Raw genomic sequence first — 15,735 nt, forward strand, 5'->3', positions numbered from 1 at the left:
GTAAAACTCCCTATTGTTTAGGTTTGATCATTTCCATGAATTCTTTGACGTCTTCCTCTGTTAATTCACCTGAATGCTTTTTCACGACCTTGCCGTTTTCATCCAGAAGGATAGTAGTAGGCAATGGTAGAATTCCATAGGCCTGTCTTACTTGGTCACGTTTATCCATCGGGATGGGAAAGGTTAATCCATGGCGATCTCTGAATGTTTTAACTGCCAAATCTGTTTCTTGGATATTTACAGCAATTACTTCTACACCCTTTTCTTTAAAGGCTTGATATTGATTTTCCATATAAGGCATTTCTCGTTCACACGGCTTACACCATGTACCCCAGAAATTAAGAAATACACCTTTTCCACGGTAATCTGAAAGCATCACTTCATTGCCTTCAAGATCCGTAAGTACAAAATTTGGTGCCTCATCCCCCACATCCACAATCTCTTTGGACTGGAAGAAGTTTGTATACATGGTATATCCGATTGCGACTAAAAGAAGCAGTAGTATGCTTGTCCGCATCAGTAAACGTTTCTTTTTGTTCATATACATACTCTCCTAAAACTGAGACATTTCATCCTTGTTATTATAACATTTACTACTTTTTGCATAGATAATAGAATATGAAGGTTTTGTGACCGAAAAACAGACGATCCTAAACACAGGAGACAGACACAAACAAAAGCGGAAGCTGCCTTGTAAGCTTCCTCCGCTTTTACTAGTTTTTTACTATTATTTCTTCGGTTTTGTCGCCATCACACGAAGCTGTTTCACTTCATGCGGAGTCAACTCTCTTGCTTCCCCTGCAGACAGTCCATGCAGGTTTAGGAAACCATAACGTTCCCTTTTTAATTTCATGACCGGATGGCCGATCGCTTCAAACATACGGCGAACCTGTCTGTTACGACCTTCATGAATGCTAATTTCAAAGATAGACGTGTTCTTCGTTCTTTCCATGGATAGCAGTTTTATGCGAGCTGGTGCCGTTTTACCGTCCTCAAGCTTAATACCTCTTTCCAAGCTTTTGATTGCTTCTCTTGAAGGAATTCCTTTTAGCTTTGCAACATAGACCTTTTCTACTTCTGATGTCGGATGCATAAGCGCATTTGCGAACTCACCGTCATTGGTCATGAGCAACAACCCGGAAGTATCATAGTCTAATCTACCAACAGGATAAATACGCTCCTCAATGTATGGGAAGAAATCTGTTGCTACTTTTCTACCTTTGTCGTCACTTACACTAGAAATGACGCCTCGCGGTTTGTATAGTAAGAAGTAAACTGGTTTCTCGCGTTCAACGGGAATCCCTTCTACCTCAATTTTGTCATTTGGGTTAACTTTTACCCCTAATTCTTTTACCACTTTATCATTAACTCTTACTTTGCCTTCTTTTATTAATTCTTCTGCTTTTCTTCTTGACGCAATCCCTGCGTGTGCAATAACTTTTTGTAACCGTTCCATATCTTTCACCTCATTCAACATCTTACCCGACTTTCACAATAAAAGCCAAGATTTCTCTACTTCTATGATTCCCAATGTTTGCAAACTCTAATTATACCTGTTGTTATTTGTAAAAAGAAAGAGGAAATAATAGATAACCTTAATTGGCTCAATATAATAAGAAAAACCGAGCAAAAATCTCCCGGTCCATTTTTAGTTGCTTGGTTATGCACCGCTGTTCCTTTCCGCAAATGGCTTCGCTTTCCGCGGGACGGCGCTTGAGCCTCCTCACTTCGTTGCGGGGTCTCAACCTACCGTTACTCCCCCGCTGGAGTCTTCGCCATTTGCTCCAATTCACAGCTAGAAATTACGTTGAAAAACGTTCCTGTTTTTCAGACAATTTGATTAGATTATTTTTCATTAACCATAGTTGAATGAAGTCATCTTGTTGATTGTAGTGGAAGGCGCGTAGACGCCCGCGGGAGGAAGGGACAGGTGAGACCCCGGAAGGCGAAGCCTGAGGAGGCTCACGGACCGCCCGCAGGCAAGCGAAGCGCCTGGAACGGAAATCAACGGTAATATAGTTTTCTAAACTAAAATAAAAACGCCGAGATTTCTCTCGACGAAAAAACTTACATGGCAAAGAATATAGTAACGACCAGAATGGATACAATGATCCCCACTACATCCGCCAACAAACCTACTTTCAACGCATCTCCCATTTTCTTAATACCAACTGCCCCAAAGTAAACCGTAATGACATACAGCGTGGTATCCGTACTTCCTTGGAGGACAGAAGCAAGTCTCCCCATAAAGGAATCCGGCCCGTAGGTTGCTATCATGTCTGTCGTCATTCCAAGTGCTGCTGTTCCTGAGATCGGCCTGATAATGGATAGCGGAACGATTTCGGCGGGAATGCCTATTGCCTGCATAGCAGGTCTGACAAACTCCACCAGAAAGTCTAAGGCGCCTGAAGCCCTGAAGATCGAGATGGCAACGAGCATCCCTACCAAGAACGGGATGATGGATATCGCTATCTTGATGCCTTCTTTTCCGCCCTCCACAAAAGTCTCGTATGTGGGAACTTTTTTAAACGTTGCGTATAAAAGAATGAACCCAATAATGATAGGTATCATCCATAACGATATGAGTGAAATGAGTTGCATGGACTACCTCCTTTTCGCCATACGCCTGTAATAGAATAAGCGGTCTATTGTAATAGCAGCGATAGTGGAGCAAAGGGTGGCAACAAGGGTGGGACCGACTATTTCTGTAGGAGAAGCAGATCCATAATTCATCCTGATCGCAATGACCGTTGTTGGGATCAGAGTAAGGCTTGAAGTGTTGATTGCAAGAAACGTTATCATGGAACGGCTTGCTTCTATTTTCCCTCCGTTCAGTTCTCTCAGTTGTTCCATCGCTTTAATTCCCATGGGGGTTGCAGCATTTCCAAGGCCGAACATGTTCGCAATCATATTAGAGAGCATATATCCCATTGCAGGATGATCTGGCGGTACCTCCGGAAAGATCCTACGAACGATAGGTTTAAAAAGGGAAGCCAACTTCTCTAGTAGTCCAGCTTCCTGAGCTATCCTCATTAGTCCAAGCCAAAAGACTAGTATACTGATAAAACCGATGCAAATCGTTACCGCATCCTTTGCACCAGTAAATATTGCCTCGTTCACTTTATCCATCGTTCCATTAATCATCGCGAACAAGATTCCGATAATTGTCATGGCCACCCAGATAATGTTTACCATGAAATCTTTCCTGCCATGATGAAAAAGATATCTTTGAAGATACTCCAGAAACCGCCTTTCTTTTCTTGTTTCCGTTCGAAATAGATCGGTGTTTCCACTACAGCCTCATCATGGACAATCAGTGTGTACTCCCCCACCACTTCCGGAACATTTTCCCCGTCTTTCCATTCCTTTTTCGGGGTTTCAAGTGTCACCTTAATTCGTACATTTTCTCTTTCCTTTTTTGTCATAGGATATTTTACATCACGGGAGAGGGAGACTTTTCCTTTGTAAAAATCATCTTTCACATTGTCTAATTCTCCCTTTTCGGCTATATCATATAATTTATAGTCGACAAATGCCCTGTTGAACATATAGATATGATCTTTCCAATCATCCGGACCATTCAATGTCACGGCAATAACATCTAAACCTTCTTTAGAAGCAGTGGTAATAAGGGTGCGCTTTGCCCGTTTTGTATATCCTGTTTTACCACCTGTTGCGTATTGGTACATACCTGTTACCAAGCGGTGTTTATTAGTCCAACTCCTGTCCCATGATTCACCAGGGGCAGCTGGCGCACGGTAAACTTTTGTACCTGTAACCTCTTTGAACTTATCATTTTCCATTGCATATCTAGTCAATAGTGCCATGTCGTATGCAGTAGAGTAATGGTTCTCATGGTCATCCAATCCATGTGGATTTGCAAACTCTGTGTTAGTCATGCCAAGCTCTGCCGCTTTATCATTCATCATGAAGACAAAGCCTTCCAAACTGCCTCCAACATGTTCGGCTATCGCAACCGCAGAGTCATTTCCAGAGCGGAGCATCAAACCATACACTAGATGCTCAAGTTTGATTTTTTCCCCTGGTTTCAGGTAAAGGGATGAGCCTTCTGCCCGGACGGCCTTGTCACTGACCTTCACAATCTCATCCAGTTTTCCCGATTCAATTGCCAAGATAGCGGTCATCACCTTAGTGATACTGGCAATCCTCTGCTTGTCATGTGCATCTTTTTCGTAAATGATTCTGCCGCTTTCCTGTTCAATCAAGACCGCATTTCGAGAACTGACACCTACTTGTTCTGCATGTACATTATATGGAATGCATATGGAGAAAATCAGCAGCGAAACTATCGCGATGCTGAGCATTTTTCTTATGAGAGACATCCAATCCCATCCCTTATCTATTTTTGTACAAGTTTATGCGTGACCTGTCCTAGATTATGAATGGTTTTTATGTCGAATGAATGGAAACGAAAAAAGAGAGGCATAGGCCTCCCACACAAATCAAGATGGTTTCCATTTCAATCTTGACGCTTCTTGGTAGCGCTTTTCAACGTCTTTCCAATTGACAAGATTCCACCACTTATCGATATAATCTTTGCGGTTATTTTTATATTGAAGATAATAAGCATGCTCCCAAACATCTAACCCAAGTAGAGGAATCGTATCCCACTGCGTAAACAGCTGTTGCTTTTCCGTTTGTAAAATTTCCAATCGGTGTGCACGCGGAGACCAAACAAGCAAAGCCCAACCGACACCTTCCACTTTGTCAGCAGCTTCTGAAAAATGTTTTTTGAATTTTTCATAACTACCAAAGTCCTGGACTATCTGCTGCATTAGTCTTCCGCTTGGCTGCCCCCCGCCATTTGGTGACATGTTATCCCAAAACATCGTATGCAAATAATGGCCGGATCCATGAAACGCCGCTTCCCGTTCCCAGTGTTTGATAAGATCAAAGTCACCTGTTTCGCGCGCCTCGAGCATTTTCATTTCCGCTTTATTTAAACCGTCTACATAGCTTTTATGATGCTTTTGGTGATGCAGCTCCATTATCTCTCTTGAAATGTATGGTTCAAGGGCGTTGTATGGATATGGTAGTGGTGGCAGGGTATGCTGTCCTATCGGCACCCTCCCATTATTCACACGTCTTCCTGAAACATTACGCATCCCTTCTTCCGTCTCTTCCACACATCTTTTAATATCTAATATGTCAGACTCGTAGAGATACTGTTGTTCTTGTGTATGTTGAACTCTTTTAAGTATCCCCCTTACTTCGGCTAACCAACTGCTGCGAAAATCTTCTTTGCCACCTTGGTTGGAGGTCAATATTTCCAAACACCAGTCTTCCACATCGCTTAAAAATTGTTTAAAAACAAACTGATTTTGTTTGATCATCCTCACCCTCCCCTGCACTCATCGTTTTATTGTATGCACCATCTGGGCGATATGGAACAATGGTACAGGGATATAAAAATAAAAACACCAACCCAAGAGAATGGGCTGGTGCTGTAGTATTAATTGCTTTGCATCATTTTTGTCCGGTAGTCGGTTTCATAATACTCTAACTCTTCACGAACTGCTTGAAAATCGCCCTCCAAGCCTCGAATCACCAACTTCAATGATTCTGGAGGCGCCTCATGGAACTGAATGGAATTTTTTCCGGTATAAGCAGAACGGCTGTCCTCATACCAAGCATCGTTTCTTGGAGCAAAGAACTCTTCAATACATTGATGGTAAATGTTATATAAAACTTTTTCAGCAGCTGACTTTCTAAACGGTTCACTTTTCAGGATAACTTGACAAGCATTCAACCCTTCGTCACAGAATACAGCAAGTCGACGAGTATTCAATAAAAGAAGTTCTACATACTCCTGTTTTGTAGAAGACTCTTCCATTAATGTGGAAAGTGTAGCTTCATTTAAGAACGCATTCAATTGATGTACTGTATTTCCTAAAAAGCTCTCAACCTGTTCTGTTTGTGATTTTACAATTGTATTTGCCATTGAAAAATGACCCTCCAAGTATTAGTTTTTTCTCATTGTCAGTTTCTACTACGTTACGTCTCTAATGTTAAAAGTATTACTAGCAATGCTAGAATGTACTTCTAGCTTGGCCTACTTCATGAAGAAGGTTGTGCTAAAAATTGAAGCGGCGAGGAAAGTTTATAGTCACCTTGATTGTGAATGCCTTCAAAGATATCTCTTACTTTAGGGATATTCACTCCTTCAAAATAACCCGCCAACTCTTCTTGCGTATTAATATAGATTCGTTTTCTTTGACGAAAACTCGGGTTTTTAATTAAACAAATAATGGCTACCAAATCTTTAAAGGTAATTTTCTTTTCACCAATCTCGAAAATAGGATCTGCCTCTCCACTCAATGTGGGGATGAACTCTGCAAAGGTTTCGTCATAATACCGAATATACAGCACATGTAATGTTTTTTCTTGTCCATCATCTTCAAAAGTCACTTCAGAGCGGTTGAAAAAATCCTCAGAAGTGTTGGGTTGCGCCTTTTCTAATTCATACCCTCTACAATTTATTATACGCATACAGTCACTCCTACCTGCTAATCTGTCATAGGGGCTTACTTATTAATAGCCTCCCATACTACTATTTTACCATAAGAGGATTAAATAATCTTAAGATTCAAATGTTTCTTGAAACTTTTCAAAGAACAAATCAGCTTCTTCGTCTGTTTCTTCCATATTTACAGATAGCGGCGGCAGTTCTTTAATATCTTTAAGCCCGAAATAATCCAGGAATTCCTTGGTAGTTCCATATAGAATGGCCCTTCCTGTTCCTTCCGCCCTGCCAACTTCTTTCACTAAGGCCTTTGCTGCCAATGTTTGTAGCGGCCTTTCACTTTTCACACCACGAATACTCTCCACTTCTGTCCGCGTAATCGGCTGCTTATATGCAACAATCGCCAATGTTTCAAGTGCTGCCTGTGAAAGTGTTTGGGAAGAAGGCGATTCTACCAGCTTTTTCAGATAGGCAGAATGCTCTTTTTTAGTAGTCAATTGATACGTACCTGCAAGTTCTATGAGGGTGATACCCCTCTCTTTCTTTTGATAACCTTTTTTCAACTCATCTAAAATATCCATTGCGACATGTTCCTCGACTTCTAGAACATTTGTAAGTTCCTTAAGCGTGAGGCCTTCGTCTCCTGCTGCAAAAAGGAGGCTTTCTACAATTGCTTTCCAATTAATAATAGCCACTTTCTTCGTTTTCTCCTTCCTTGTAAGACACATATATATCCGAAAAATTGTTATCCTGTTCCAAAAGAATACTATTCTTTTTCAAAAGCTCAAGTATCGCCAAAAATGTCACAACAATATACTCTTTGCTAGATTCTGGGAAAAGCTCATAAAAGTGTTTACGCCCCTTGAATTGTCGGAGGTCTCGGATTAGTTCTTCCATTCTCTTTTCAATCGGAATCTCCTGGCGTGTAATCCTCGTTTGCATTGGCTTCTGTATTTTCTTTCTTCGCATTAGTTTCTGCAATGCGCCGAGCATATCATATAAGGAAACATCCAGGTTCACTTCTTCAGGTTTTACTTCCTTCATCAGACCAGTTAAATCACTTGGGGGCTTCGTAAAAAGATGGCTTCGTTCCTCTTCCATCTCTTTTAAATCATCCGCCGCCTCTTTATACTTTCGATACTCAATTAGCCGATTCATCAATTCTTCACGAGGATCCTCTTCATATTCGGTAAATTCATCTTCCTCGTCCAGGATTTCCTCATCATGCTTTGGAAGCAGCATTTTGCTTTTAATTTCAATAAGGGTAGCCGCCATGACTAGATACTCACTTGCAACATCTAACTGAAGTTCTTTCATCGTATGTATGTATAATAAGTATTGCTCGGTAATTTGAGCAACCGGAATATCATATATATCAATTTCCAACCTGTTTATTAAATGTAATAATAAGTCCAAAGGGCCTTCAAAGGCCTCTACTTTCACATTGTATTCCTGCACAATCATTCATCCACCTAACATAAACATCAAACTATACAATAGTATAGAGTATTGTAGCAAGATTTTATAGGGTTTTCATGATTATGTTAAAATATTATTAGATTTGTATTGAGGAGGAAATCCTTTGTATCCAAAAGCTTACCTTGATTATTTATATCATTTTCATTGTGATAGAGACTATTTTGAATGCCATGAAGTACTAGAAGAATATTGGAAGGAAAAAGAAGCGATTGATCGCGAAATTCATTGGGTCGGCCTTATCCAAATTGCCGTGGGTCTCTACCATCAACGACGGGGGAATTTCAAGGGATCATTGCGGATGCTTCAAAATGCCTGTAGGATCATCGGCAAGGAGTCGTCAGCGATTAATGCGTTGGGGCTTGATAGTGGACGATTGGTTAAAATGCTAGATGAGCGGATTGTATGTGTGACTAAACAAGAACCCTATGTGAGTATGAATTTGCCGATTGCAGACCCTGATCTGCAACTTTCTTGTGACGCTTTGGCTAAAAGTGCGAGTAAGGTTTGGGGAGCACCCAGTGATTTGCTTGATGGTTCATTGGTGAACAGACATACACTAAGGGATCGATCTGATGTGATTGAGGAAAGACGGAAGCAGCTGGAATTGCGGAGGAAGGGGTAGAACGAACACCTCCACAACATAAAAACGACGTGCTTTCATAAAGAAAGCCGTCGTTTTTCTCATATATGCAGTTATTCACTGCATTCATTTTCATTTAAATCACATTTTTCAATAAATGCAGTAGTATATTGTGTTGTTTTGACTGCTTTGTTTGGATAAGTCTGCGTGAGCGCTACAACCATTCTTTTACCAAATCCTTGCCCACGATGGGAAGGAATTACACTGATGTGTTGAATGGTGAAGCTTTCCTCTTCCAACTCGATACCAATCAAACCGATAATATCGTCTTCCTTCCAAAGGAAAAGCTGCCAGTTTTCTTTCTCTTCGTAGTCTCTCATCGATTGCTGTAATTTCTTCAGCTCTTTTTCAGTTGGCATAAAGGACATAAGACCCATAGCAATTTTCTCAAAGCTCTTCTTATAACGAATTAACATAAATTACCCCTCATTATCGAAAAAACTTTCATAAGTATAACTACAAGTAGTATAGGAAATTAGATGAAAAATGTTCCTATCTGAAAGATTTTCTTACTCTTAAGTATACATTCTATCCAAACAAAGCTTTAAAGTACACCTTTTTAAAATAAATCTTAAAATTCGCGTAATAAATTTGCCATTTCAATGGCAGCCGCAGCAGCTTCCCAGCCTTTATTTCCTGCTTTCGTACCTGCTCTTTCGATAGCTTGTTCAATCGTTTCTGTTGTCAGTACCCCGAAGATCACCGGAATACCAGATTGCATAGAAGCTTGAGATACTCCTTTTGCCGCTTCGTTACATACATAGTCGAAGTGTGGAGTAGATCCACGGATTACAGTTCCGAGGGTAATTACTGCATCGTACTTACCGGAGTCGGCCATTCTTTTTGCTACCAATGGGATTTCGAATGCACCCGGTACCCATGCTACGTCCACTTGGTCTTCTTCTACGCCGTGTCGTTTTAGTGCGTCTTGTGCTCCGCCTAGAAGCTTGCTTGTGATGAATTCATTGAATCTGCCAACTACGATTCCAACTTTAAGTCCTGTACCTACTAAATTACCTTCAAATACTTTTGCCATGTTAAGTTCCTCCTAATGTTTATCTTTTAATACCGTTGTTACTTTCCGCAAAATGCTTCGCTTTCCGCGGGGCGACCTTGAGCCTCCTCGGCTTCGCCTGCGGGGTCTCAACATTGCCGCTTCTCCCCCGCTGGAGTCTCCGCATTTTGCTCCAAGTAACAACTATCGTACTGGACTATTTAAAAATGCAACATATGCCCTAATTTTGAATGCTTGGTTTTTAAGTAACTTTCATTTGCTTCTTTGGTGGGCATTTGAAGTGGGACGCGGTCCACTACTTCCAACTCATAGCCCTTCAACCCTGCAATCTTTCGAGGGTTATTGGTGAGAAGTTTCATTTTAGATACGCCAAGGTCTCTTAAGATTTGCGCGCCAATTCCGTAATCTCGCAAGTCTGCTCCAAAACCCAGCTTTTCGTTAGCTTCGACCGTGTCGTACCCTTCTTCTTGCAACTTATAGGCACGCATCTTATTTAACAAGCCGATCCCGCGTCCTTCTTGTCTCATGTAAAGAAGCACGCCATTACCTTCCTTCTCAATTTGTGCAAGTGCTGCATGAAGTTGCGGGCCGCAATCACATCGATTCGAACCAAACACATCACCCGTCAAGCATTCAGAGTGAACGCGGACAAGCGTTGGAGCGGCGGAATCAACTTCACCTTTTACCAAAGCAATATGTTCTTTTCCATCCACTACATTAGAGTAGCCGACAGCACGGAAATCACCGAATTCAGTTGGAAGTTTTATTTCCACTTCCCTCTGGACCAATTTATCTTTCCGGTTACGGTATTGAATCATATCTTTAATAGTAATCATTTTCAGATCAAATTTGTCTGCGATTTTTCTCAGCTCCGGCACACGTGCCATAGAGCCGTCTTCGTTCATAATTTCACAGATGACACCTGCTGGGTAGGAGCCGCTCATTAACGCTAAGTCGACTGCTGCCTCTGTATGACCTGCTCTTCTTAACACCCCGCCTTTTTTGGCGACAAGCGGAAAAATATGGCCTGGTCGTTTAAAGTCTCCTGCTTTGGATGTTGGTGATAAGAGTTCCAGTATGGTAGTGGAACGCTCAAATGCAGAGATGCCAGTTGTGGTGGATTTATGATCAATACTGACAGTAAAGGCAGTTCCATGTGAATCAGTATTATGATTTACCATTGGCACAAGGTCCAGTTTCTCCGCCAACTCTTCTTGTACAGGGACACAAATCAGTCCGCGACCATGGGTTGCCATAAAATTCACTACAGCAGGTGTTGCCTTTTCCGCTAGAGCTACGAAATCTCCCTCGTTCTCTCTGTCCTCATCATCACAAACGATGATAACTTTGCCCTGTTGTAAATCTTCCAATGCTTCTTCTATCGAATTAAATAATTCACTCATCTTTCTCACCCACCTTATTTAAATCCATGCTCTTCTAAAAATGATGCAGACATACTCGATTTACTTGAAGGAGTTCTATCCTGTTGCTTTAAAAGATGCTCCATATATTTTGCCAACATGTCCACTTCAATATTGACGGTATCACCTTTACCTTTTCCACCTAGAATCGTTTCATTTAAGGTGTGGGGAATGAGGGAAATAGTAAAGCTGTTATCTGACACCCCAAATATGGTTAGGCTTGTGCCATCGACTGTTACCGACCCTTTAAGCATAAAGTATCGTGATAAAGTATCATCTACAGAGATGGTATAATAGACCGCGTTGCCCATTCTTTTTTTATCTTGAATGGTTCCTATTCCGTCCACGTGCCCACTGACAAAGTGTCCACCGAACCTCCCGTTTGCGATCATTGCTCTTTCTAGGTTCACCTTGGAGCCGGCATTTAATGTCTTCAGCGAGGTTGCACGGATCGTTTCAGGCATAACATCTACTGTAAAACGGTTAGAAGCAAACGTTGTAACAGTAAGGCAAACACCATTGACTGCTATACTGTCTCCTAGCTTTACATCCTCTAAAACTTTTTCCGCTTCGATTTCTAGAATAATTGCTTGATCGCCTCGAATGATTTGTATAATCGTTCCTATCTCTTCAATGATTCCTGTAAACAAGTGCTCACCCCCGTTCTTCTAGTTTCGGTGTTGAAACAATCTTCAGGTCCGAACCAATCTTGGTGACCTCTTTGATTTCAAGCTCCATCACTTCATCCATTGTTGCAAACCCCTCCCCGCCAACAAGCGTAGGGGCACCTTTTCCACCTATCAATTTAGGAGCGATATACGTTATTACTTGTTGAATAGCCTTCTCCTTAAGAAAACTGCCATTTACCGTGGCTCCACCTTCTACGAATAAAGAAGTGATTCCTTCTTCTCCAAGCAACGCAAGGAGGGAGTTGACCTCTACTTTTTCCATAGGAAGAGTTAAGACTTTAATTCCTTCTTCTCCCTCTAAAGCAGCCACTTTCTCCAAATCGGGTTTAGAGCCTGTGATGATCCATGTAGGCGCCTTGCCATCTGTAAGCACCTTTGAGCTGAGCGGTGTTCTAAGGTGAGAGTCAAGGATGATTCTTATTGGGTTTTTCCCGCCATTTGGCAGCCTGGTGTCTAGACTTGGATCATCAGCAAGTACCGTCCCAACTCCCACTAAGATCGCATCATGCTGATGACGATATTGATGAACATCCATACGCGCGTCCGGACCAGTTATCCACTTACTCTCATTAGTGTGAGTTGCTGTTTTGCCATCCAGACTGGCAGCGGTTTTTAATGTGACATAAGGTTTTCCTGTTTTTATGTAATGAAAGAATACTTGATTTAACGCCAAAGCTTCTTCCTTACATACCTCTAGGTCCACTTCTATTCCTGCCTTACGAAGCTTTTCCACTCCTTTTCCCGCAACTAAAGGATTTGGATCTGTGGAAGCGATAACCACTCTGCTAACCTGAGATTGAATGAGAAGATCTGAACATGGAGGCGTTTTGCCGAAATGACTGCAAGGTTCCAGTGTTACATAAACGGTTGAGTCTCTTGCTTTGTCCTCGCCTGCCATTTGGATCGCGTTCACTTCTGCATGAGCTTCTCCCGCTCGTAAGTGTGCACCAAAGCCAACAATTTCTCCATATTTTACTACTACACAGCCGACAACCGGGTTTGGAGAGGTTTGACCTGTTGCACGTTTGGCCAGATCAATGGCAAATTTCATATAATACTGATCTTCCAAAGCAAATCCCCCTCCTGAACTTCTATCGATAAAAATAATAAAAACCTCTAAGAATATAGCCTTAGAGGTTTGGTTTGGATTAAAATTGCGTATAGGAAAATAAACAGTGTTCATACATGAATTTTTCACTGCTTGCAATCTATAATCCTTCTCCCATCCAGACTTTCACTGTCGGCCCTGGAGTTACACCAGATCCACCGCTTTTCTTTTTCAAGAAAACCGGGTCACGGACTAAGAAACAAAAAGTTTCATCACCGCCGGTAGGGAATTTCACCCACCCCCGAAGGACATTCATATGTAGTTGTATACCGTTATTATTTTAGCATATCTTCCTGATAAGTAAAATTTAAAGTTTCAGATAAGTTTGTTAAACGATCAAAAACCAGTAAATTATGCCCCAAACCAGGGACATGGCGAGCAACACGCCTAGTAAGATCCAATTCTTTTTATTCATGCTAGTTACCTGCTTTCTTTTCTCGTAAAAAAAGAGAGAGCATCTCTGCTCCCGCTTTTAAAACTATTATTCAGCGTCTGTTACTTCTACTTTCTCCATAACGTCGCCATTTTTCATGTTTCTAGCTGTTTCAAGTCCAGAAGTCACTTTACCAAACACAGTGTGAACACCATTTAAGTGTGGTTGTGGCTGATGTACGATAAAGAATTGGCTAGAACCAGTATCTCTTCCAGCGTGAGCCATGGAAAGGCTTCCTGCTTCATGATTATGTGGGTTACCTTCTGTTTCACATTTGATCGTAGTGCCGCTACCGCCTGCACCAGTACCAGTTGGGTCTCCACCTTGGCTTACGAAACCAGGGATGACACGGTGGAATGTTACACCGTTGTAGAAGCCTTCGTTTGCTAATTTTTCAAAGTTAGCAACTGTGTTAGGCGCTTCGTTTGGGTAAAGTTCGAATTCGATTTTTTCTCCGTTTTCCATAAGTATGTATCCTGTTTTTGCCATTATGAACATCTCCTTGTATCTAAAAATTAAAAGAACCAGTTATAATCATACATGATTATAGTACGAAAAGGAAGTCAGATGGCCGGTAAAGCCGCTTTTTCATTTTTATATCTCATAACCACCGCAGTTGATTTCCGCAAATGGCTTCGATTTCCACGGGGCGACCTTGAGCCTCCTCGGCAAGCCTGCGGGGTCTCAACATTGCCGCTACTCCCCCGTAGGAGTCTTCGCCATTTGCTCCAATCCACAGCTAGAAATTACGTTAAATTAGCGTTAATGGATTTTCAGGTTGCTAGGTCAAATAACCTTTTGCCTTTTAGTGAATGAAGTTCCCTTGTTGATTGTAGTGGAAGGCGCGCAGACGCCCGCGGGAGGAAGGGACAGGTGAGACCCCACAGTCGCAAGCCGAGGAGGCTCACGGACCGCCCGCAGGCAAGCGAAGCGCCTGGAACGGAAATCAACAGGTTTTTAAAAAGCCCACCCCCGGCTAAAAGGGTGAGCTTTGGTTGAATTGGGTTTATTTTGTCAGCTTGGTTTTTGCTTGAAAAGGTAAATCCAGTCTTACTAGGTCTTCGAATGTTTCGCGGCGGATGACTAGTTGTGCTTCCCCGTCTTCCACAAATACAACCGCGGGTTTAGTGATTCGGTTATAGTTGTTTGCCATTGCATATCCGTATGCTCCGGTGCAGAATACTGCCAAGTAGTCTTCATGATTAGCTTTTGGCAATGGAAGGTCCCAAATTAACATGTCTCCTGATTCACAGCACTTACCTGCTATCGACACCTTGTCATCTGCTTCATCTTCCACTCTGTTTGCCAGTACCGCCTCGTATTTTGCCTGATATAATGCTGGACGAATATTATCCGTCATACCACCATCGATGGCCAAATAATGCCTGATATTAGGAATCTCTTTTTTAGATCCTACAGAATAGATGGTAGTTCCCGCATCTCCTACTAATGAACGACCAGGTTCAATCCAAATTTCCGGCATTTTCAAGCCATGATCTTTTACAAAGGATTGAACGTCTGTGATGATTTCTTCTACATACACAGAAGCAGGAAGAGGATTGTCTTCTTCCGTATAGCGAATGCCAAATCCACCGCCAAGGTTTACAACGCGCGCTTCAAATCCTTCTTGTTCGTTCCATTCCTTTAATGTATCAAAAAGTTTGCCTGCAGCAAGCTTAAATCCTGTTGTTTCAAAGATCTGAGAACCAATGTGACAGTGAATGCCCAGCAAGTCCAAATGAGAAGCATTAGAAGCAATCTTCATAGCTTCGTGTGCCTGGCCGCTTTGCAAGTCAAAACCAAATTTGGAGTCCTCTTGACCTGTTAAAATATAATCATGTGTATGTGCATTAATACCTGGTGTAACACGTAGTAGAATTGGCATCGTATATCCATGTTTTGCACAGATGTCTTGAAGCAAAGTCAATTCCAAGAAGTTGTCTACAACCACACAGCCAATCTTCTTCTCTACAGCCATTTCTAGCTCTTCGACACTCTTGTTGTTGCCGTGAAAGTGGATGCGTTCTACCGGAAAGTCCGCCACGAGTGCCGTATATAGTTCGCCTCCTGACACGACGTCCAGTGATAAGCCTTCTTCTTTTATAAGCTGAAACATAGCAACAGAAGAAAATGCTTTGCTTGCGTATGCTACTTGAGCTTTTACACCAAGATTTTTGAATGTTGTTTGAAAGTCGCGTGCACGTTGTCTAATTAGTGCTACATCATAAACGTATAGTGGAGTGCCATAATCGTTTGCCAGTTCAATTGTGTCCACTCCTCCTATTTCCAAGTGTCCTTTTGTGTTTACTTTACTAGTTCCATGAAAATACATATGAAATTCCCCTCGCGCAGTTAGTTTATATGTAACCCTATTTAATACCATATTCTCTATTAGAGTATTATGGATGTGCTCTAGCCCTGATAAAAAAATTTAAGCAAAAAACAGCTAAACAGAATCTTTAGCTG

At 41.8% G+C, this 15,735-nt stretch carries 18 protein-coding genes and 1 riboswitch; of the genes, 1 reads left to right on the top strand and 17 read right to left on the bottom strand.

Annotation, left to right across the window (positions count from 1 at the left end; all coding sequences use genetic code 11):
• Positions 1-10: 10 nt before the first annotated feature.
• The 10 genes from resA to K7887_RS12855 form a co-directional block, all read right to left on the bottom strand.
• Positions 11-541 (bottom strand): thiol-disulfide oxidoreductase ResA, encoded by a 531-nt coding sequence (gene resA, locus K7887_RS12810; protein WP_223489664.1) that lies wholly within the window; start codon positions 539-541, stop codon positions 11-13.
• 186 nt (positions 542-727) lie between these two features.
• Entirely contained in the window at positions 728-1,456 is a 729-nt protein-coding gene (locus K7887_RS12815; RefSeq protein ID WP_223489666.1) for a pseudouridine synthase, read from the bottom strand.
• A gap of 611 nt (positions 1,457-2,067) precedes the next feature.
• Entirely contained in the window at positions 2,068-2,601 is a 534-nt protein-coding gene (locus K7887_RS12820; protein ID WP_223489668.1) for a spore maturation protein, read from the bottom strand.
• A gap of 3 nt (positions 2,602-2,604) precedes the next feature.
• The gene (locus K7887_RS12825; protein ID WP_223489670.1) at positions 2,605-3,195 is read right to left on the bottom strand and encodes a nucleoside recognition domain-containing protein; all 591 of its coding nucleotides are present in this window, start codon (positions 3,193-3,195) and stop codon (positions 2,605-2,607) included.
• A complete protein-coding gene (locus tag K7887_RS12830; RefSeq protein ID WP_223489672.1) occupies positions 3,189-4,343 on the bottom strand; it encodes a D-alanyl-D-alanine carboxypeptidase family protein in 1,155 nt (384 codons plus the stop codon). Before K7887_RS12830 ends, K7887_RS12825 begins: the two co-directional genes overlap by 7 nt.
• 120 nt (positions 4,344-4,463) lie before the next feature.
• Positions 4,464-5,354, bottom strand: coding sequence for a superoxide dismutase (locus K7887_RS12835; protein ID WP_223489674.1), 891 nt, complete (start codon positions 5,352-5,354; stop codon positions 4,464-4,466).
• A gap of 119 nt (positions 5,355-5,473) precedes the next feature.
• Positions 5,474-5,962: a YpuI family protein gene (locus K7887_RS12840; RefSeq protein ID WP_223489676.1), complete on the bottom strand. Its 489-nt coding sequence runs from the start codon at positions 5,960-5,962 to the stop codon at positions 5,474-5,476.
• 116 nt (positions 5,963-6,078) lie between these two features.
• Complete coding sequence (locus K7887_RS12845) at positions 6,079-6,510, bottom strand: hypothetical protein (protein WP_223489677.1); 432 nt, start codon at positions 6,508-6,510, stop codon at positions 6,079-6,081.
• A gap of 90 nt (positions 6,511-6,600) precedes the next feature.
• Positions 6,601-7,179 (bottom strand): SMC-Scp complex subunit ScpB, encoded by a 579-nt coding sequence (scpB, locus tag K7887_RS12850; RefSeq protein ID WP_317849209.1) that lies wholly within the window; start codon positions 7,177-7,179, stop codon positions 6,601-6,603.
• Positions 7,166-7,948, bottom strand: a complete 783-nt coding sequence (locus tag K7887_RS12855) for a segregation/condensation protein A (protein ID WP_223489681.1) — start codon at positions 7,946-7,948, stop codon at positions 7,166-7,168. Before K7887_RS12855 ends, scpB begins: the two co-directional genes overlap by 14 nt.
• 118 nt (positions 7,949-8,066) lie before the next feature.
• On the opposite strand from K7887_RS12855, the gene K7887_RS12860 reads away from it, so the two are divergent.
• Positions 8,067-8,585: a DUF309 domain-containing protein gene (locus K7887_RS12860; RefSeq protein WP_223489683.1), complete on the top strand. Its 519-nt coding sequence runs from the start codon at positions 8,067-8,069 to the stop codon at positions 8,583-8,585.
• Positions 8,586-8,656: 71 nt separating this feature from the next.
• Here the strand turns inward: K7887_RS12860 and K7887_RS12865 are convergent, their stop codons facing one another.
• From K7887_RS12865 to lysA, 7 genes are all read right to left on the bottom strand, one after another.
• Positions 8,657-9,019, bottom strand: coding sequence for a GNAT family N-acetyltransferase (locus K7887_RS12865; protein WP_010194428.1), 363 nt, complete (start codon positions 9,017-9,019; stop codon positions 8,657-8,659).
• Between the two features lie 155 nt (positions 9,020-9,174).
• Entirely contained in the window at positions 9,175-9,639 is a 465-nt protein-coding gene (gene ribH / locus K7887_RS12870; protein WP_060667020.1) for a 6,7-dimethyl-8-ribityllumazine synthase, read from the bottom strand.
• 179 nt (positions 9,640-9,818) lie between these two features.
• Positions 9,819-11,021 carry a bifunctional 3,4-dihydroxy-2-butanone-4-phosphate synthase/GTP cyclohydrolase II gene (locus K7887_RS12875; RefSeq protein WP_223489685.1) on the bottom strand — a complete coding sequence of 401 codons (1,203 nt, stop codon included), beginning with the start codon at positions 11,019-11,021 and terminating at the stop codon, positions 9,819-9,821.
• Between the two features lie 14 nt (positions 11,022-11,035).
• On the bottom strand, positions 11,036-11,689 hold the full coding sequence (gene ribE / locus K7887_RS12880; RefSeq protein WP_223489687.1) for a riboflavin synthase: 654 nt from the start codon (positions 11,687-11,689) through the stop codon (positions 11,036-11,038).
• A gap of 4 nt (positions 11,690-11,693) precedes the next feature.
• The gene (gene ribD / locus K7887_RS12885; RefSeq protein WP_223489688.1) at positions 11,694-12,797 is read right to left on the bottom strand and encodes a bifunctional diaminohydroxyphosphoribosylaminopyrimidine deaminase/5-amino-6-(5-phosphoribosylamino)uracil reductase RibD; all 1,104 of its coding nucleotides are present in this window, start codon (positions 12,795-12,797) and stop codon (positions 11,694-11,696) included.
• Positions 12,798-12,938: 141 nt separating this feature from the next.
• Positions 12,939-13,089: riboswitch (FMN riboswitch) on the bottom strand.
• Between the two features lie 228 nt (positions 13,090-13,317).
• On the bottom strand, positions 13,318-13,758 hold the full coding sequence (locus K7887_RS12890) for a peptidylprolyl isomerase (protein ID WP_223489689.1): 441 nt from the start codon (positions 13,756-13,758) through the stop codon (positions 13,318-13,320).
• Positions 13,759-14,275: 517 nt separating this feature from the next.
• Positions 14,276-15,601, bottom strand: coding sequence for a diaminopimelate decarboxylase (gene lysA, locus K7887_RS12895; RefSeq protein ID WP_223489690.1), 1,326 nt, complete (start codon positions 15,599-15,601; stop codon positions 14,276-14,278).
• Between the last annotated feature and the right edge of the window lie 134 nt (positions 15,602-15,735).

This window comes from Sutcliffiella horikoshii (genome assembly GCF_019931755.1).
GTDB lineage: Bacteria > Bacillota > Bacilli > Bacillales > Bacillaceae_I > Sutcliffiella_A > Sutcliffiella_A horikoshii_E.

Bases quoted from the DNA above. Each gene is read 5' to 3' on its own strand.
- resA (WP_223489664.1), bottom strand. From the start codon at position 541: ATGAACAAAAAGAAACGTTTACTGATGCGGACAAGCATACTACTGCTT.
- K7887_RS12815 (WP_223489666.1), bottom strand. From the start codon at position 1,456: ATGGAACGGTTACAAAAAGTTATTGCACACGCAGGGATTGCGTCAAGA.
- K7887_RS12820 (WP_223489668.1), bottom strand. From the start codon at position 2,601: ATGCAACTCATTTCACTCATATCGTTATGGATGATACCTATCATTATT.
- K7887_RS12825 (WP_223489670.1), bottom strand. From the start codon at position 3,195: ATGGTAAACATTATCTGGGTGGCCATGACAATTATCGGAATCTTGTTC.
- K7887_RS12830 (WP_223489672.1), bottom strand. From the start codon at position 4,343: ATGTCTCTCATAAGAAAAATGCTCAGCATCGCGATAGTTTCGCTGCTG.
- K7887_RS12835 (WP_223489674.1), bottom strand. From the start codon at position 5,354: ATGATCAAACAAAATCAGTTTGTTTTTAAACAATTTTTAAGCGATGTG.
- K7887_RS12840 (WP_223489676.1), bottom strand. From the start codon at position 5,962: ATGGCAAATACAATTGTAAAATCACAAACAGAACAGGTTGAGAGCTTT.
- K7887_RS12845 (WP_223489677.1), bottom strand. From the start codon at position 6,510: ATGCGTATAATAAATTGTAGAGGGTATGAATTAGAAAAGGCGCAACCC.
- K7887_RS12855 (WP_223489681.1), bottom strand. From the start codon at position 7,948: ATGATTGTGCAGGAATACAATGTGAAAGTAGAGGCCTTTGAAGGCCCT.
- K7887_RS12865 (WP_010194428.1), bottom strand. From the start codon at position 9,019: ATGTTAATTCGTTATAAGAAGAGCTTTGAGAAAATTGCTATGGGTCTT.
- ribH (WP_060667020.1), bottom strand. From the start codon at position 9,639: ATGGCAAAAGTATTTGAAGGTAATTTAGTAGGTACAGGACTTAAAGTT.
- K7887_RS12875 (WP_223489685.1), bottom strand. From the start codon at position 11,021: ATGAGTGAATTATTTAATTCGATAGAAGAAGCATTGGAAGATTTACAA.
- K7887_RS12890 (WP_223489689.1), bottom strand. From the start codon at position 13,758: ATGGCAAAAACAGGATACATACTTATGGAAAACGGAGAAAAAATCGAA.
- lysA (WP_223489690.1), bottom strand. From the start codon at position 15,601: ATGTATTTTCATGGAACTAGTAAAGTAAACACAAAAGGACACTTGGAA.